General features: G+C 59.7%; 13 protein-coding genes. All 13 read left to right on the top strand.

The features are described from left to right. Nucleotides 1-29: 29 nt before the first annotated feature. The gene (locus FE782_RS32860; protein ID WP_238392484.1) at nucleotides 30-275 is read left to right on the top strand and encodes a hypothetical protein; all 246 of its coding nucleotides are present in this window, start codon (nucleotides 30-32) and stop codon (nucleotides 273-275) included. 4 nt (nucleotides 276-279) lie between these two features. Further along, nucleotides 280-1,539, top strand: a complete 1,260-nt coding sequence (locus FE782_RS13440; RefSeq protein ID WP_138194607.1) for a ribulose-bisphosphate carboxylase large subunit family protein — start codon at nucleotides 280-282, stop codon at nucleotides 1,537-1,539. A gap of 17 nt (nucleotides 1,540-1,556) precedes the next feature. After that, nucleotides 1,557-2,933, top strand: a complete 1,377-nt coding sequence (locus FE782_RS13445) for a four-carbon acid sugar kinase family protein (protein WP_138194608.1) — start codon at nucleotides 1,557-1,559, stop codon at nucleotides 2,931-2,933. A gap of 52 nt (nucleotides 2,934-2,985) precedes the next feature. Further along, the gene (locus FE782_RS13450) at nucleotides 2,986-3,837 is read left to right on the top strand and encodes a phosphogluconate dehydrogenase C-terminal domain-containing protein (protein WP_138194609.1); all 852 of its coding nucleotides are present in this window, start codon (nucleotides 2,986-2,988) and stop codon (nucleotides 3,835-3,837) included. Nucleotides 3,838-4,318: 481 nt separating this feature from the next. Continuing rightward, entirely contained in the window at nucleotides 4,319-6,340 is a 2,022-nt protein-coding gene (locus FE782_RS13455) for a penicillin-binding transpeptidase domain-containing protein (RefSeq protein WP_138194610.1), read from the top strand. Next, the gene (locus FE782_RS13460) at nucleotides 6,327-8,297 is read left to right on the top strand and encodes a peptidoglycan D,D-transpeptidase FtsI family protein (protein WP_138194611.1); all 1,971 of its coding nucleotides are present in this window, start codon (nucleotides 6,327-6,329) and stop codon (nucleotides 8,295-8,297) included. The genes FE782_RS13455 and FE782_RS13460 overlap by 14 nt, the downstream gene beginning before the upstream one ends. A 90-nt stretch (nucleotides 8,298-8,387) precedes the next feature. Next, on the top strand, nucleotides 8,388-10,160 hold the full coding sequence (locus FE782_RS13465) for a BlaR1 family beta-lactam sensor/signal transducer (protein ID WP_238392477.1): 1,773 nt from the start codon (nucleotides 8,388-8,390) through the stop codon (nucleotides 10,158-10,160). A gap of 31 nt (nucleotides 10,161-10,191) precedes the next feature. Next, complete coding sequence (gene blaI, locus FE782_RS13470) at nucleotides 10,192-10,575, top strand: penicillinase repressor BlaI (protein WP_138194613.1); 384 nt, start codon at nucleotides 10,192-10,194, stop codon at nucleotides 10,573-10,575. A gap of 102 nt (nucleotides 10,576-10,677) precedes the next feature. Further along, the gene (locus FE782_RS13475) at nucleotides 10,678-11,907 is read left to right on the top strand and encodes a stalk domain-containing protein (protein WP_238392478.1); all 1,230 of its coding nucleotides are present in this window, start codon (nucleotides 10,678-10,680) and stop codon (nucleotides 11,905-11,907) included. A 363-nt stretch (nucleotides 11,908-12,270) separates the two neighbouring features. Then, on the top strand, nucleotides 12,271-13,593 hold the full coding sequence (locus FE782_RS13480; RefSeq protein WP_138194615.1) for a hemolysin family protein: 1,323 nt from the start codon (nucleotides 12,271-12,273) through the stop codon (nucleotides 13,591-13,593). A 578-nt stretch (nucleotides 13,594-14,171) separates the two neighbouring features. Next, on the top strand, nucleotides 14,172-14,954 hold the full coding sequence (locus FE782_RS13485; RefSeq protein ID WP_238392479.1) for a C40 family peptidase: 783 nt from the start codon (nucleotides 14,172-14,174) through the stop codon (nucleotides 14,952-14,954). A gap of 143 nt (nucleotides 14,955-15,097) precedes the next feature. Then, a complete protein-coding gene (locus tag FE782_RS13490; RefSeq protein ID WP_138194617.1) occupies nucleotides 15,098-16,711 on the top strand; it encodes a response regulator transcription factor in 1,614 nt (537 codons plus the stop codon). Nucleotides 16,712-16,725: 14 nt separating this feature from the next. Further along, nucleotides 16,726-18,486 (top strand): cache domain-containing sensor histidine kinase, encoded by a 1,761-nt coding sequence (locus FE782_RS13495; protein ID WP_158299390.1) that lies wholly within the window; start codon nucleotides 16,726-16,728, stop codon nucleotides 18,484-18,486. Nucleotides 18,487-18,546 lie beyond the last annotated feature (60 nt).

An 18,546-nucleotide genomic window follows, 5' to 3' on the forward strand; every position in this document is an offset into this window, starting at 1 on the left:
TGTTCGACCTCGAGCCGGCGTCCGACTTGGTGATTCGGCACGCCGACGACGTTGCGTTCGCGATGACGCCGGACCGCCGGACGGCGGCGATCAACATGCCCCACAACATGGGGGCGAAGCTCGACTTCGACTTCGGCGGCTACGAGTTCGACATGATCGAGTTCGGCGGCCGCAACGTCGCGCGGCCGCGGCCGTCGATACGGGACGGCGTCACGGAGTTCGGCGTGCACGGCTACAACGGCGACGCGTTGATCGTCGCGCGCAAGAGGGGGTAACCGTATGACGAGAGGCGAGGCGGTCAAGGCGACGTATTGGATCGAGACGCCGCACGAGCTGCGGCGGGCGGCCGAGACGATGGCCGGCGAGCAGTCGACCGGCACGTTCGTGCCCGTGCCCGGCGAGACGCCGGAGGTGAAGGCGCGCAGCGGCGCGGATATCGTCCGCATCGAGGAGCTGGAGCCGGCGAAGACACCCAGCCTGCCGGGGGCTCAGCCGCCGAAGAACGCCGACGGCTTGTATCGTCGGGGCATCGTGGAGCTCGAATTTCCGTTGCATAACTTCGGACCGTCGATTCCGAACCTGATGGCGACGGTCGCGGGCAATCTCTACGAGCTGCGAGAGTTTTCCGGCCTCCGGCTGCTCGACGTTGAGCTCCCTGCGTCGTTCGCGCAGCGGTACCCGGGGCCGAAATTCGGCGTCGAGGGGACGCGGCGGCTCGCCGGCGTCTACGGCCGGCCGATCATCGGCACGATCGTGAAGCCGAGCATCGGACTGACCGTGGAGGAGCTGCGGCTCGTCGTGCGCGAGCTGGTCGAGGCGGGGCTGGATTTCATTAAGGACGACGAATTGAACGCGAATCCGACGTTCGCGCCGCTGGAAGACAAGGTGCGGGTCGTCATGGAAGAAATCGAGCGCCATGCGGACAGGACGGGCAAGAAGGCAATGTACGCGTTCAACATTACGGGCGACATCGACGAGCTGCGGCGAAATCACGACACGGTCGTGCGGCACGGCGGCACATGCGTCATGGTCAGCATTCAGAGCGTCGGGCTCGCGGGCCTCGCGTACTTGAACTCGTTCAGCGAGGTGCCGATACACGGCCATCGCAATCAGTGGGGGATGATGACCCGCTGCCCGGCGCTCGGGATGGAGTTCGCGGCGTATCAGAAGCTGTGCCGTCTGGCCGGCGCCGACCATCTGCACGTGAATGCGCTGGACAGCAAGTTTTATGAATCGAACGGGTCCGTCGTTCGTTCCGTGGAAGGCATTCGCGCGCCGCTCTTCGGCGGCTACGCCTGCATGCCGGTGCTGTCTTCCGGGCAGTCGGCCGCCACGGCGGAGACGACGTACCGGCGGCTCGGCACGTACGACCTGATGAATATCGCCGGCGGCGGCATCATGGCGCATCCGGGGGGACCGGCGAGCGGCGTCCGCAGCATGCAGCTCGCTTGGGAGGCGGCGATCGGGGGACTCGACCGCGAGGCGTTCGCGGCGGAGCATGCGGAGCTGCGGCAGGCGTTGGATGCATTTTCGAAATAGGAAGGGGTGTGCCGGTCATGACGACATCGCCCGTAAGGCGATTGATCTCCTTCTATGGGGACGACTTCACCGGTTCCACGGATTCGATGGAAGCGCTGATGCTCGGCGGCGTGAAGACGGCGCTCTTCTTGGAGCCGCCGACGCGGGTGCTGCTCGACGAGCGGTTCCCGGACATACAAGGCTTCGGCGTCGCCGGCGTGAGCCGCTCGATGACGCCGGCGGAGATGGAGCGGGAGCTCTCGCCCGTCTTCGCCTCGCTGCGGGACGCCGGCACGCCGATCGTGCACTATAAGATGTGCTCGACGTTCGATTCCTCCCCGGACATCGGAAGCATCGGGAAGGCGGCGGAGCTCGGCCGGGCGGCGTTCGGCGGGGATCGGCCGATCCCGATTCTCGTCGGCGCACCGGCGCTGAAGCGGTATACCGTGTTCGGGAACCACTTCGCGACGGCAGGGGACGATACGTTCCGGCTCGACCGGCATCCGACGATGTCGCGCCATCCCGTCACGCCGATGAACGAAGCGGATTTGCGGCTGCATCTCGGGAAGCAGACGACGATGTCGATCGCGCTGATGGACCTTCTCGATCTCGACGGCGAGGAGGAACGCGTACGGGAACGTCTGCGCGTGCGGCTTTCGGACCGTCCCGATCTCGTGCTGTTCGACGTGCTCGACGAGGCGCGCCTCGAGCGGGCGGGGGGCCTGATTTGGGGAGGCGCGCTTGAGGGAGGGCGGTTCGTGATCGGCTCCTCCGGCGTGGAGTACGCGCTTACGGCGCATTGGCGCAGACAAGGGCTTATCTCCCCGGACGTCTCGCCGTTCCGGCGCGTCGGGCCGGCGAAGCAGCTGTTCGCGGTATCGGGCAGCTGCTCGCCCGTTACCGAGGCGCAGATTCGGTACGCGCTGCGAAACGGCTTCGTCGGCATTCCGGTGGACGCGAACGGCTTCGCGGCGCCGGACGAGGCCGAGGCGTATCGGCGGCGGCTGCTCGGGCGTTCGCTCGCGGTGCTGGCGCAAGGCGGCAGCCCGCTGCTGTATACCGCGCTGGGGCCGGACGGCCTCGAGACGGAGTCGCTGAAGCGCCGCATGGAGGCCGCGGGGCGAACGTCGCTCGATACGGGCCGCATGATCGGGGAGCAGCTCGGCAAGCTGACGCGCGAGGTGATCGAGCGGACGGGACTTCCGCGCTTTCTCGCCGCCGGCGGCGATACGTCGGGGTACGTCGCCCGCGAACTGGGCATCTATGCGCTGAGCTGCCTCATGCCGATCGCGCCCGGCGGTCCGCTCTGTCTCAGCTATGCGGACGACCCGCGCTTCGACGGCAAGGAGCTGGCGCTCAAGGGCGGCCAGGTCGGGCGGGAGGATTATTTCGTGCGCGTGCTGGAAGGCCGATGAGGGCGGAGGCGCGCATTCAAACTACAACTTGGAATATTGGGGGAAGGAAACCATGGCTACTCCATGCATTGCGTTAATCGGCGCCGGCGGCAAGATGGGCTGCAGAATCGCGGACAACCTGAAGAAAGGCGATCGGTTCGTGCATTACGTGGAGATCGGGGAGCGGGGCATCGCCCGGCTGGCGGAGCGAGGACTCCGCGCGACGCCTCTCGAGGAGGCCGTCGCCGAAGCGGATATCGTCGTGCTCGCCATCCCGGACGTCGCGATCGGCGATGTCTCGGCTGGGATCGTGCCCCAGATGAAGTCCGGCGCCATGCTCATGGTGCTGGACCCGGCCGCCGCTTATCTGGGCAAGCTGCCCTCGCGCGAGGACGTCGCGTACTTCGTGGCGCATCCGTGCCATCCGCCGGTATTCAACGACGAGACGACGCCGGAAGCGAAGAGCGACTTGTTCGGCGGCGTCGCCGCCAAGCAGGCGATCGTGTGCGCGTTGATGCAGGGACCGGAATCGGATTACGAGGTCGGCGAACGTCTCGCCGCCGAGATGTACGCGCCGGTTATGCGCTCGCATCGGATCACCGTGGAGCAGATGGCGGTCCTCGAGCCGACGATGGCGGAGACGATCGGGGCGATGATGGCTACGCTGCTAGGCGAAGCGATGGACGAAGCGGTGCGGTGCGGCGTACCGTACGAAGCCGCCAAGGACTTCATGTTGGGCCATATCAACATCGAGCTCGCCGTCGTCTTTAATCGGGTCAATCCGTTTTCGGACGCATGCCTCGTCGCCATCGATTACGGCCGCCGGGCGATGATCAAGGAAAATTGGAAGCAGCTGTTCCGGCCGGAAAGCATTCGCGAGCAGATCGACGTCATGCTTCACCCGGAGAAATTGAAGGGGCTCTGATAAGGTAACGCGCCGCTCAATTCGCGCGTCGTCGGGGCGTGCACCGCGGACTCGACTGACGATAGGGAACAAGAAAGTTCCTTATTTTTGTCGCGCAAGGCGAAAAATGGCGAATAGGGAACGCCAAACTTCCTTATTCGTGCTGGAAACGGCACCTATTAACGATTTCGCGCGAAATAGGGAAGGTTGGTGTTCCCTAATTTTTCGTTGAATCCGACGCAATCGCCGAAGCATTGGAAAAGGCTTGCCCGGCAAGGGCGATGTAAGGTCGTGAAAGGAAGGAACGCATGACTTGACAGGCGCTGCCGCGAAGGCAGCCATCCCATGGTAAGCCGAACGAAAGGTAGGGCATCCATCCTATCTCTCGTTCGGCTTTTGCTTTGTCGCAACGTCCGTTTCCGATTTCGGATTTTGACACGAAGGGGCGATTTGTGTATTTTAAGACTACACGTGTAATCTATTAAGGAAGCGAGTGGTAGGGATGAGGCGGTACGCCTTGCTATTGTGTCTCTTCTCCTTTTGGGTTTTGGCGAGCTGCGAACCGAAGGCGAAACCGGAAGAAGTATTCGCCGAGTATATCGAGGATTGGCGACAGGGGCGATACGAGCGTATGTATGAATTGTTGGCGGAACCCGTACGAGCCGAGCTTTCGAAAGAACAATTCGTTACCAGATATCGCTCGATCTACGAAGGAATCGGAATGAGCCGGTTGGAGATTACGCCTGCGCCGATCGACGAATCGCAGACGGCTGGCGGTCCTCTGGACAAACGATCGTACCCTTACCGTGTGGAGATGGATACGGTCGCGGGTCCGATCGCTTTCGAAGGCACAGTCCCGATCTCGAAAAGCAAGGAAACGAATCATGAATGGAAGGTGGATTGGAGCCCGTCGCTGCTGTTCCCGTCGATGGAGGAAGGGGATCGAGTGTTCGTCCGAAGGCTAAAGGCGGAACGGGGAACGATCTACGACGGTTTCGACCGGGAATTGGCTGCGAACGGCACCGTCGAAGTACTCGGAATCGTTCCGGGCCAGCTCGGGGAGGACAGGGAGCGAACGATCGCCGCTCTTGCGGAGAAGGTAGCGATACCCGAAACCGTCATCAACGACAAACTGTCGGCTCCATGGGTCGAAGACGAGCTCTTCGTACCGATCGTTAATATGACCGTGGAGCGGCTGAAGCACGATTACAGCGAGCTTAAGGGGGTAACGATCCGCGAGGAGTCCGCAAGGGTTTACCCGTATGGCGAGGCCGCCGCTCATCTCACCGGGTATATCCGACCGGTCACGGCCGAGGATCTCGAGAAACATGCGGGCCGGTACGAACCGAACGACATGATCGGGAAAGCCGGTTTGGAACATATATACGAGCAACGGCTCAGGGGAAGAGACGGCGTCGAAATCGCAATCGTTCAGGCGGACGGGCAGCGCAGAGAGACGCTTGCCATCGTCGAGGCGACGCCGGGGGAGGACATTCGGCTCACGATCGACGCCGAGCTTCAGCGGTCGATGTATTACTCGTTCGAGGGCGATGCGGGGACGGCGGCGGCCGTCCATCCGAAGAGCGGCGAAATTTTCGCTTTGGTCAGCAGCCCGGCGTACGACCCGAATCTCTTCATCACGGGACTTTCGTCCGAACAGTGGACGTCTTGGAACGAGGACCCGAAGAAGCCGCTGCTGAATCGGTTTACCAGCTTGTACGTACCCGGCTCCGTCTTCAAGCCGATCACCGCCGCCGTCGGTTTGAAACTCGGCGTCAGCGCCGTCGACGAGACGAAGGCGATCGACGGCTTGCGGTGGACGAAGGACGAAAGTTGGGGCAACTATTACGTGAAACGCGTAAGGGACGTACCGGTGGAAAGCTTGACGGACGCCATCGTCAATTCTGATAACATTTACCTGGCGCAGGAGGCGTTGGAGATCGGCGCGGAACGATTCAGCCGGGAGGCGAGCATGTTCGGCTTCGACCGTCCCCTGCCGATTCCGTATCCGTTCCCCGAAGCGAGTTTATCCAACGACGGCATCGACGACGAGATCCTGTTGGCCGACTCCGCATACGGGCAAGGGGAAGTATTGATGAGCTCGCTTCATGTGGCCTTGGCGTATACGCCGTTCGTCAATAACGGAATCATGGTGAAGCCGGTTCTGGAGTATTCGGACGACGGGCCGGCGCTGGGCGAAGCTTGGGGAGAACCGATTCTAGATTCGGAAACGGCCGCCGCGATGAACCGCATGCTGCTTGAAGTGGTGGAACATCCAGCGGGGACGGGACATCGAGCTTCGATCGAAGGACGCCGGATCGCGGGGAAGACGGGGACGGCCGAGTTAAAGAAGAGCAAGGGGGAAGCCGGTCAGGAGAACGGATGGTTCGTAGCTTACGAGGCGGAACGGGGGGAGCTGCTGCTGGCTGCGATGATCGAAGACGTGAGAAACCGCGGCGGGAGCGCTCATGTCGTGCGGAAGACGGCGAAGGTGCTCAAGGAGTATTTCCATGGGCGAGAGTAAGGAGCGGCCCGGGCAGCAATACTCGAGACGGGATACCGTACGCCGCATCAACCTGTTTTTCTTCGTTGTCTTCGGAATGTTTTGCATCCTTGTCGTCAAGCTGGCTCACGTTCAATTGGTGCAAGGAGAATATATGCGAGAGGCGGAGCAGCGAACGGCGACAAGAACGGTCCCTATCCCACCGATTCGGGGAGGGATCTTCGACGCCGCCGGGAGTCCCATCGCTTCCTCGGTTCCGACGCAAGCGCTCTACTTCACCCTGCTCCCGGGAATGAAGGCGGAGGACGCGGAGGCGCTCGCCGAACGGCTGGAAGACGTCTTCGCGACCTACGGGGACGAAGACGGAATGCTTCGCTCGGATACCATTTTGGAGCTCATGGACCTCGAATCCAACCGCAGTTATGCGTTCACGCCCCGGAAATTGAAATACGACTTGACGAAACGCGAAGTCGCTTACTTCATGTCGCACGCGGCGGAGTACCCGCAGCTCGAGGTCGCCGAAGAAAGTATCCGGACGTACGATGCATCGTCGATCGCCGTACAGCTCGTCGGATACTTAAAGACGTACGACGCGGCGGTGCAAAGTTTGGATTTCTACAAAGACAAACAAAAGACGGATGATCCCTATACTCGATATTTGGGGCATGAGTTAGTCGGCAACGACGGTCTCGAGCTGTTGTTTCAGGATCTGCTGCGCGGGAAGAACGGCATGAAGTCGATCGCCGTCGACGCAACGGGGCGTATCGCGGGTCCCGCCGTTACGATTTACCCGGAGAAAGGCGCGGACCTCTATTTGACGATCCATAAGCAGATTCAATTAGAAACGGAGAAAGCGATCGCCGAGCATCTGTCTTATCTTCGAACCGCACCCTTCGAAAGCGGAGATCGGGCCCCGTTCGCGCGGGCCGGTTATGCGGTCGCCATGGAGGTGGATACCGGGAAGGTTATCGCCATGGCGAGCATACCGGACTACGATCCTAACGTATGGCGGGGAGGGCGCATCGCTCAGGACGAATGGAGCGCGATCCACTCGATCGTCGGCAACGGCGCGATTCGGGAAACCTATCAGCAGTGGGAATCCCAAGAGGAAGCGAATAAACATGCTTCGTCGTTGGTATTTCTCGGCTCGACGCAGAAGCCGTTGACCGTATTGATCGGATTGGCGGAAGGATTGATTACGACGGATACGCGATACCGGGACGCCGGGGCGTTCGCCTTCGGGAAGAAGGGAACGCATCGCGTCAGCGTAAGAAACGACGGAGGCCGGAACCTGGGCCTCCTGGAACCGGCGACCGCGTTGCAGAAGTCGTCCAATGCATTCATGGCGGAGATGATCGGCAATGCGCTGTATCTCCGCGACGGGAAGGAAGGCGTCGAAATTTGGGACCGATATATGAAGAGCTTCGGGCTAGGGGTGACGACGGGCAGCGGGCTGCTCGGGGAGCAGGCGGGGGTGGCGGGGTACTTGGCCGAAGCCGACAACGCCAGCGCGCAGTCCGCATTGGTCTACGCTTCGTTCGGGCAACAGGGGAAGTATACCGCGCTTCAACTCGCCCAATACACGGCCGTTCTGGCCAACCGCGGCAAGCGCATGAAGCCCCAATTCGCGGAGAAAGCCGTGAATGCCGAGGGGGAGACGGTTCGAACGTTCGAGCCCGCCGTGCTGAACGAAATTCGCTTTCCCGAACCGTTCTGGGAGGAGATCGAAGCGGGAATGAAGAGCAACGTGCAAGGTTTCGACGGCGTGACCTACACGTTCCGTCGGAAGACCGGTACGTCGGAGCAAGACGTAAGCGGCGGTCGAGTGGAAAATGCGGTGTTCATCGGATATGCGCCGGCGGAAAAACCGAAGGTAGCCGTCGCGGTCGTCGTACCCGAAGGGGGCTACGGCGGTCGGGGAGCGGCGCCCATCGCGCGGAAAATCTTTGATGCGTATCAAGCCGTCTACGGATTTTAGGACGTTTAGGACGTCGCAGGAAGTGGATTTTATGGTAAGATTACCTTCGTAATCGTTATGGAACGTGATGTACGAGAGGGGAAGCAAACTTTGTACTATCCGCAGCTATTCGTCGGTTTCGTCGTCTCATCGATCACCGTCGTCGGAATCTTGCTCTTAAAACGTATATTTCGCAGCCAGCTCACCGCTTTATGGCATTATAAACTTTGGTTTTTGCTCCCGATCGCTCTGACTCTTCCTATGCTGCCGCTAGACAAGCTTCGCCTCGGATTCGAGTGGTCTCTCCCGAAGGTCGCGCGGTCCTCCGGCAACGGCGCCCCGAACATGGGGCCGGCGGGTCCCGCGGCAGGGGACGGAAGCTGGCTGCAGGATTTTACGGTATCCGTCGGCCGCACCTCGTCGGCGTTCCTGGATGGCGCCGTCATCGGAATCTGGGTCGCAGGCATGCTTGCGTTGGCGGTACCGGTCCTGCGTTCCTGGTTGAAGATCAAGGAGCTAAAGCGAACCTCGCGTCAGGTGAACGACGAAGAAACCTTACGTCTTCTGGAGCAGTGCAAGCAGCATCTCGGCTTGTCGAAGCGTTTCGTCGTTTTGGAGTCGGCGGACGTAGTTTCCCCTATGCTGATCGGGGTAGGCAGGACGTATTTGGTGTTCCCGCAACGTTTCTGCGAATGGCTTTCGGCGGAGGAAATCAAATATATTATTTTGCACGAACTCATTCATTATAAACATAAGGATCATCTAACGAGCGTTCTGCTCGTCGCTTATCAGCTGTTATACTGGTATAACCCGCTTGTATGGATCGCTTTCCGAATCATGCGGTCTGATCGGGAAATCGCGTGCGATCATGCGGTGCTCCGTACGCTGGACGACCGGTCTTACGCGAAGTACGGGCACACGATAATCAATTTTGCGGAAAAGTTGTCGCGCCCTGCAGCTCCCGCGTGGGTGAACCGGTTCGCGAGCTCCAAGAAGCAGCTGAAGCGGCGAATCGAGAGAATCGCCTCCTATACTTCCGAGTCTAGACGTCTAAGAAGGAAGAGTATCGCGGTCTTTCTCGTCGCGGCGGCTTTCGTCGCCTGCCAAGTTCCCCTCGTTTCCGCATTGGCCGTCGACGAAAATCGGTTCTCGTTTACGGACGAGAGAGCGGCCTACGAAGATTTGGGCGCTTACTTCGGCGGTTACGACGGCAGCTTCGTCATGTACCATGCGCAGGAAGATCGTTACACGATTTACAACAAGTCCGGAAGCGAGCGCAGAGTATCGCCCGATTCGACCTATAAAATTTATGGAGCATTATTCGGATTGGATTCCGGAGCGGTCGGGACGAACGAATCCACTCTCCGCTGGAATGGCGAGCGACAACCTTACGACGAGTGGAATCGGGATCAGGACTTGTTCACGGCGATGAAGCGTTCGGTGAATTGGTATTTTCAAGAGCTCGACGCGCGGATCGGGCGGGATCGTCTGCAAGCGTATCTGGATCGGGTCGGCTACGGCAATGCCGACCTATCGGACGGCGCCGCGCCGTTCTGGTTGGAAGCGTCCCTGAAGATCTCCCCCGTGGAGCAGGTGCTGTTGCTGGAATCGTTCTACAGCAATCGATTCGGGTTTCGGGACGAGCATATCGAAACCGTGAAGGATGCCATCCGCTTGGACGAGAAGGAGGGTGCGCTCTTGTCCGGGAAGACCGGCACCGGCGCGGCGAACGGCAAGGAAGAGCGCGGTTGGTTCGTCGGTTACGTCGAGAAAGAAGGGGATACGTATTTCTTCGCGACGCACATCGGGAGCGAGAATCGGGCGAACGGAAGCGCCGCGGCGGAAATCGCCTTATCCATCTTAAGGGATAAAGGCATCTATTGACGGCGCATCGTTCGAGAGGAGGGAAGTCGAGTTGACTAAAAGCGTGCCGAATATTTCGGAAGCGGAATGGGAAGTCATGAACGTGCTGTGGGACAAGGCGCCGATCGCGGCGAACGAGGTCATCCGCGCGCTGCAGGAAAAGACGGATTGGAAACCGAAGACGATCCGCACGTTGCTGGATCGGTTAGTAAAGAAGAAAGTCGTCGGCGTCGATCAAGCGCCGAAGGTATATACTTTCTTTCCGCTTTACTCGCGAAGCGAATGTCAGCATGCCGAAGCGCAGTCCTTCGTGAAACGAATTTACAGCGGAACGCTTACATCCATGTTGGTTCAATTTATCGAAGAACGAACCTTGTCGGACGAGGAAATTCGAGAGCTCCGTTCCATCCTGAACGACAAACCGAAACCGAACTGACCCAAGCCCCTCTTGGGTCTTGTTTGTTATGCCCATTCATAATCTTTTAATAGTAGGAGCGTGCAGGACATGAATAGTAGTTTCAGAGAAAAGGCAAAGCGCTTGGCAGCCGTAACCCTTGCCGCGTGCGCCGGATTATGCGGTTCGGCGACCGCCATGGCGCAAGCCGGGGGACCCGCGGAGCAATCGGTAACGATCTTACTGGACGATTACCCTCTTCCGCTTCCCCTAGCGCCAACAATCGTGGACGGTACGACGATGGTTCCGTTCCGGGCGATTTCCGAAGCGCTTGGGATTACGGTGGAATGGCAGGAGGAGACGCGGTCGATCGCAGCGGCCGACCCGACGGACGGCAAAGTCGTCGAGCTGACCTTAGGGTCGAACGTCGCTCGCGTCGGCGGGATCGACACGGAACTGCGGGTCGCCCCGATGTCCGTCGACGGGTCGACGCTCATCCCGCTCGCTTTCTTTAGCCAGCAGTTCGGCGCGAACGTGTCTTGGGACGCCGCGACGCGCACCGTGTCGATCGATTCGCCGCCCCGACAGCTCCGTACGATGGCGTTCTATGCCATCTCTTCCTTTCGGGAGGCGCCGCTCGCTTCCTCGTTCGATGCGGTCGCTTTCGGTTGGGGCCGACTCGACGAGTCGTCGAATTTTACGTTGGAAGGGAAGGATTTCTATTGGCCGGAGCCCGCGGGGGACGTTACGCCGCAATCGCTTGTGGACGGCGTCACCGAACAAGGGCGCGATCCTTATTTCATGGTGTTCGCTTCGGACGCCGCCGGCGAGCTGACGGCGGTATTGGAAGATGAAACGCTCGCGGAAGGCACGATCGAGCGGATCGTAGACACCGCGGCGGAGCGTCGATTCTCCGGCGTCCTGCTTGATTTCGAAGGGCTGGGGCTGACCGGCGACGCGGAGGCGGTGCAGGAATCGTATAATTCTTTCGTACGGAAGCTCGATTCGGCCGCCGATGCGAGGGGACTGCGCTTGGCGGTTGCGGTTCATCCGCCCAACGGCGCCTATCGCGGTTACGATTATAAGACTCTTGCGACGTTATCCGACGAGATGATCGTCATGGCGTACGCTTACGAGGGCGAGAAAGGACCGGAACCGATGAAGCGCGTGGACGAAGCCATTCGTCGGACGTTGAACGACGTTCCGGCGGAGAAGCTTCTCCTTGGGATTTCCATGGGAAGCGAGAATGCCGACTCGCTGGGCGCGAAGATCGGATTGGCCAAGCGTTATGGATTGAGAGGAATCGCCATGTGGCGTCTCGGCTTGATCGGAGAGGAAGCTTCGCAAGTCATTCGCGCGGAAGTAAGGGAGTAGAACGAGGAAGGACGGTCGGCAAGGCCGAGAAAAACCGGCGGAATCGGTCGAACGTTCGCGCTAAGTCCTTGCGAATCGTCCATATGGACGAATCCAATCGTTTTCCGGCTGTAAACGGCTTTGAAGATTCTAGCGATCGTTCTTATAATTAGTTCATATGAACTTAAAATTCATAATAGCAAATAAAAGGCACGGAGGTGGAACGGACATGGACGATGAGCCTGGAGAAGAAGGCGATAGGAACGAAGTACAATGGAACCCGCGCATCGCGAAGAAGCCTTGCGGTTCCGAGTATTACAAGCGCGAATAAAGCCCCCCTTGCAGTCGTTGCCGAGCGATAATCAACGAATAGGGGATGGATTTATGGTAACCGCTTTACTGGTACTCGCGGTTTTAATTGTACTGAACGCTTTCTTTGCCGCCTCGGAGATCGCTTTGATTTCGCTGAACGATAACAAGATCAAGGCGATGGCGGAGGAAGGTCATAAGAAGGCAGGGCTATTGCACAAACTCCTGAGCGAACCGAGCCGTTTCTTGGCCACCATTCAAATCGGCATTACGCTTGCGGGATTTATGGCGAGCGCGTTCGCCGCGGAAAGCTTCGCCGGCAGTCTGGCCGGCGTGCTTTACGCAACGGGGATCCCGATCTCTATAGAAATCTTGGAGACCGTCTCCGTAGTATTGATTACCATGCTGCTTTCTTACTTTACCCTCGTTCTCGGCGAGTTGGTGCCTAAGCGCATCGCCATGGAGAAGTCCGAGGCGATCGCGATGTTCGCGGTTACGCCGCTGACGGTATTATCCAAGCTGACGGCGCCGTTCGTGAAGCTGCTCACCTTATCGACGAACGTATTGGTGCGTCTCTTCGGCGTCGATCCGAACGCGGACAAAGAGCAGGTCACGGAGGAAGAAATTCGGATGATGGTCGACGTCGGCAAAGAAAACGGCGCGATCGACGAATCCGAAAAGACGATGATCAACAACATCTTCGAGTTCGACAATAAATCGGTCTCGGATATTATGACGCATCGGAGAAACGTAGTCGGCTTGCCTCTAAGCGTTACGCTGCAGGAAGCGGCGTCGCGGATTCACGAGGAGAAGTTCACCCGCTTCCCCGTGTACGACGAGCATATCGACAACATCGTCGGCATCCTGCACGTGAAGGACCTGCTTCCCTTCATCGCGAAGGGCCGGGATGCGTCGTCCTTCGATCTTCAAGCGATGATTCGCAAGCCTTACTTCGTCCCGGAATCGAAGAAAATCGACGAGCTGCTGAAGGAGCTTCAGCTGCACAAGGTGCATATGGCCGTGGCGATCGACGAATACGGGGGCACGGCCGGGGTCGTCACGATCGAGGATCTGATCGAGGAGATCGTCGGCAACATCTATGACGAGTACGACGAAGACGAGAAGCCTATCGAACAGGCGGACGACGGCACGTACCTCGTGAACGGCGGCGTCCACATCCGCGAAATCAAGTCGCTGCTGAACATCGAAATCGAGGACGACGAATTCGATACGTTGAGCGGTTTCATTATCAGTCAGTTAGGCCGCATTCCGGAGGAACACGAACAGCCTTCGATCGAGTTCGCCGGATTCCGGTTTCAAGTCGAAGAAGTGAACGAGATGCGGTTGGGAAAAGTGAAAATCGCGAGAGCGGCGGCGGCGGTTCAACCGCAACTGTAGTCGCTGTCGGACGGCGTGCCATGATCCATTCGAGGATCGGGCACGCTTTTTTTGTGCTAGCGCCCCCCTGTGATGCTGCAACTGCACAGGAGGTGTGCAAAACGCGCACAACCATTAGGCAATAAGTGTCCAAGGGTGGTGCGATTCGGCGATGGAGCGAACCCGAGACACCGCCAAGGGCCGGCAATTGCACCGGAATTGTGCACAATATGCACCGCTATTGTGCGAAAAGCGCCCAATGGTAGTGCGATTCGGCGATGGAGCGAACCCGAGACACCGCCAAGGGCCGGCAATTGCACCGGAGGTGTGCACAATATGCACCGCCATTGGGCGAAAGCGCCCAATGGTAGTGCGATTCGGCGATGGAGCGTACCCGAGACACCGCCAAGGGCCGGGCAACTACATCGGAAGTGTGCACAATATGCACCGCTATTGTGCGAAAAGCGCCCAAAGGTGGTGCAATTCGGATATGGAGGCGGGACGTTCAAGAATCGCTTCGGTTTCCCGTATAAAAATCCGGGGAGCATTAAATCCTAATCATGGAAACAAACTCCACCGGATAGGGGATGGGCCGGACCATGTCGAGGCACCCCACAGCCATAGCGGGAATCGTCCTCCTCTCGCTCTGCGCGGCGCAGCTGTCGTCCTGCGCGAACCGGAACGACGTACAACCCCGATCCGTCGGCGAGGGCGCGGGCATCGAAGAAGCGGCCGTGAACGATCCCGATCTGTATTTCGGGGACTTGGGCGTAGAGGGCTTCCTGTACGACCGCGGGGAAAACCGCCGCATCGCTTCCTTGGGCAAAGACAAAAAAACGCCTAAAATCGATCCGAACGGATTCCCGCTGAACATGCAATTCCCCAACCCGGCCGTTGGCCCGATTCGAGGGACGTATGTCGAGAACATCGTGAAGACCGCCAAGTCGTACTTAGGCACTCCGTACGTATACGGCTCCGACCGGACGGAACCGTCGACGTTCGACTGCTCCGACTTTACCCGCTGGGTGTTCTTGGACGCCGTCGGCATGGACTTGCCGTGGGATTCGCGGGCCCAAGCGGCATACGTCAAAGCGTTCGCCCCGAAAACGTACACCTCCCTTCGCCAAGCGAAGCGCGGCGACCTGTTGTTCTTCACGAACTATCGAGGAGAGAAGGCGTCCGACTACGAGGGAATCCGGCCGTCCGAGAAGCCGGTCACGCATACGGCCATCTATCTCGGGAACGGGAAGATCATTCACAGCGCGTCGAAGATGAGCGGAGGCGTCCGCATCGACGAATGGAGCTGGAGGCAGCTGCACCGGCGCTTCTTGTTCGGAGGCGGCATTCTTCCCGCCAAGCAGCCCGCTAAGAAGGCGAAATAGAGGCATGTAGTTCGAACCGTTACGGCATCGTAACGGTTTTTTCTTTTTCCGAAAACACCAGAAATCATAGAATCCCCCCTGCTCGCGCTTACGCGTTTCCCGATATAATGAAGGCAAGCAACCAAAGGGGAGCGGGAAGCCTCATGTATAAGCTGTTGATCGTAGACGACGAGCCGACGGTCCGGTACGGCCTTCGGCATTATTTCGATTGGGCGGAATACGGGATCGAAGCGGCGGAGGAAGCCGACGACGGCGACGCGGCGCTGGAAGCGGCCGAGCGCGTCCGTCCGGACCTCGTGTTAACCGACGTGCGCATGCCGAATATGAGCGGTATCGAGCTGTCGCGCGTGCTGCGGGAGAAGTACCCGGAGACGAAGATCGTGTTCGTCAGCGGGCACGACGATGCCGATTATTTGAAGTCCGCGTTGCAGGTGAACGCGGTCGATTATATTTTCAAGCCGGTGAATTTGCAGGAGCTGCGCACGGTCATCGAACGGGTGGCGGCGGAGCTGGCGAATCGGGACCGGGAGCGGCTGCTCGCCCGGGACATGCAGGAGAAGCTGCGGGAGAGCATGCCGCTGCTGCGGGAGAGGTTCCTGCTCTCGACGCTGCAGGGGCGGGCGGCGCTGCGCTCCGGCGCGGAGGAACGCATCCGGTTCCTTGAATTGCAGCTGCCGCTGGATGCCGAGTACGAGGTGATCGTCCTCAGCCTCGACAATTACGCCGAGCTGAAGGACGCCAGATCGGAACGCGATCTGCAGCTGCTCGTCTACGCGGCGACGAACATCGCGCAGGAGCTGATCGACCGCTGCGCGGGCGGGTATGCGTTCGAATCGGGCGTCGGCGAGATCGCAGGGCTGCTGCGCTGGAGCGGCGAGGACGACCCGGAGGAGCGGCTGCTGACGCTCGCGGGGGACATTCGCGACAATCTGGAGCGGTGGCTGAAGATCGGCGCGACGATCGGAGTCGGCAGTCGAACGAGGGGGCTGTCGAAGGTGTGCGATTCGTACGCGCAGGCGCGGGAAGCGGCGAGCCGGAAGTGGTATTTGGGCAAAAATCGGATCATTACGATGGACAGCCTGAGCGTGGAAACGGCGGAGGGCCGCGAGGAGCGAATCGACCACGCCCAGATCGAGAGGCTGACGACGCTGCTGCGGGCCGGCGACGCGGAGGCGCTGCGCGACGAGATGAACGCGCTGTTCGATCGGTTGACGGAACACCGCGCGAGCGGCTTCGCCTACGGCCGGAACGTGAGCTTGCAGATCGCGCTGCTCGCCGATCAGCTGCTGCTCGAATTCGGGATCGGACAGGCGGCGGGAGCGCCGCGCGTCTGGGAGTCGCTAACGAAGAAGGAGACGATCGAGGACCTTCGGATGGCATTGGAACAATACATATCGAGCGTGTGCGCCGCCATCCGGGAGCGCAGAGACAACCGGTCGAGCAATCTGGTCGAGCGGGTGCAGGCGGTGCTCGCGGCGCGATATGCGGAAAACTTGTCCGTCGCGGACGTCGGGAAAGAGGTGTATTTGTCCCCGACGTACGTCAGCTTGTTATATAAGCAGGAAACCGGCCGGACGATCAACGAAGCGTTGACGGCGGTTCGGATCGAGAAGGCGAAGGAGCTGCTCCGCGATCCGAAGTATAAATTTTACGACGTATGCTTCGCGGTCGGGTACGCGGATCCGAGTTATTTCACGAAGCTGTTCAAGAAGATGACCGGGCTGACGCCGAAGGCGTATCGAGATCAACTTTACTGAAGGTGGTGCCCCGCGTGCTGAATTCCTTGCGCAAGTGGCTTCTGTTGTACGTGCTCGCGATCGTCGCCCCGGCGTCGGTACTGTTGTACAGCTATTACCAACGGTCGGCTTCCGTCTTGGAGGAAGAGCTGTCCCGATCCGCCCTGCAGACGCTGGCGCAGGCCGGGATCAACCTCTCTTACCGAATCCGCCATATCGAGGACGCTTCCAACGCCTTGTTGATGAACCCGAATCTGGCCGAATACTTGGAGCAAGCGGGAGAGGATCCCTCCGAAGGGCGGCTGCTCGACAACGTGAAAGATTTGCGAAGCCTGGTCGAGCAGACGCAGGCGAACACGGACGTGTATCGCGTCCGTTTTTTCGTGGACGGGAAGAAGGTCATCGCGAGCGAGAGGGTCAACTTCTTCCCTATCGAACAATTGCAGTCCGATCCCTGGTACCCGAAGATCGTGGAGGGGAACGGGAAGATCGTATGGAGCGGGCTGTACGAAGAGACGTTCATCGACAACGGGGCGGCCTTGCTGTTCACGAACGCAAGAATCATTCGAGACCCTAAGCGCTACGATACGATCTATGGCATTTTGATGCTGGACGTGGCGGAGCGGACGTTTTCCGAGATATTAACCCCTCTGGAGCTTCCGGGCGATTCCAAGCTGTACCTCGCGGACGGAGACGGCAGGATCGTCTGGCACCGGGACCGAACGCTCGTCGGAACGGCCGGGTCGCCCGCGGCGGACGGACTGACGAAGAGCGGCGAGACGTACTCGATCTCGACGCGCGTCGAAGGCACCGATTGGCGCCTCGTCGCCGAGATTCCTGCTTCGGCGATCGCCAAGCGGGCGCTGGAGCAGGGAAGAACGTCGAGCTTCGTTACGATTCTAGGCATATCGGCGCTGTTCCTTGCGTTAATGTTTCTTCTGCTCGCGCTGATGATTCGGAGCATGAACCGGCGGCTGCAGCTGGTCATCTCGACGATTCGGAAGGAGGGCGTGGAGCGGATCGACGAGGCGACCGCCTCGGGCGGCGACTTCGTGCTGCTCGAACGAAGCGTGGATCGCCTGATTTACCGGGTGAAGTCGTTGATGGAGCAAACGTACCGCGCGGAGGTGCAGCGGCGGGAGGCGGAGCTGAAGGCGCTCCAGGCGCAGATCAACCCGCATTTCTTGTATAACACGCTCGATACGATCAACTGGATCGCCATCGGGCGGAACGCGACCGACATCAGCCAGATGATCGACGGCCTCGCGAAGTATTTCCGCTTGAGCTTAAACAAGGGGCGGGATCTGACGAGCGTGGCCGACGAGCTGCAGCTCGCAGAGGTGTATTTGGATTTGCAAAAGACGAGGTTCCCCTCCAGCTTCGAATACGAGATCGAGCTGGCCGAGGAAGCCGCGAAGTACTACATTCCGAAGCTAACGCTGCAGCCGATCGTGGAGAACGCGCTGCTGCACGGGATCCGCAAGTCGAAGGCGAAGTCCGGCGTCATTCGCATCCGCGCGCGCAAGGAAGGGGACGCGCTGACGCTCGAGGTCGAGGACGACGGCATCGGCATGGACGAAGAGCGCGCACGGCGGCTGCTCGTCGAGCCGACCCGAGAGTCGAAGCCGGACGAGGGGGGCAGCTCTTACGGATTGTACAACGTGAACGAGCGGATCAAGCTGTTCGCCGGACCGGACTACGGCTTGTCGATACGGTCGCGTCCGAACGAGGGAACGACGGTTACGGTTCGCTTGAAGGCGATCTCCGAGAATTTGTGGGATTCCACCAGAAATTGAAGGATTGCCTTCTACCGATCGATTCGTACCCTCTCTTATAATGAGGATGCCAGCTAGAGA

This window comes from Paenibacillus antri (genome assembly GCF_005765165.1).
Taxonomy (GTDB): domain Bacteria; phylum Bacillota; class Bacilli; order Paenibacillales; family YIM-B00363; genus Paenibacillus_AE; species Paenibacillus_AE antri.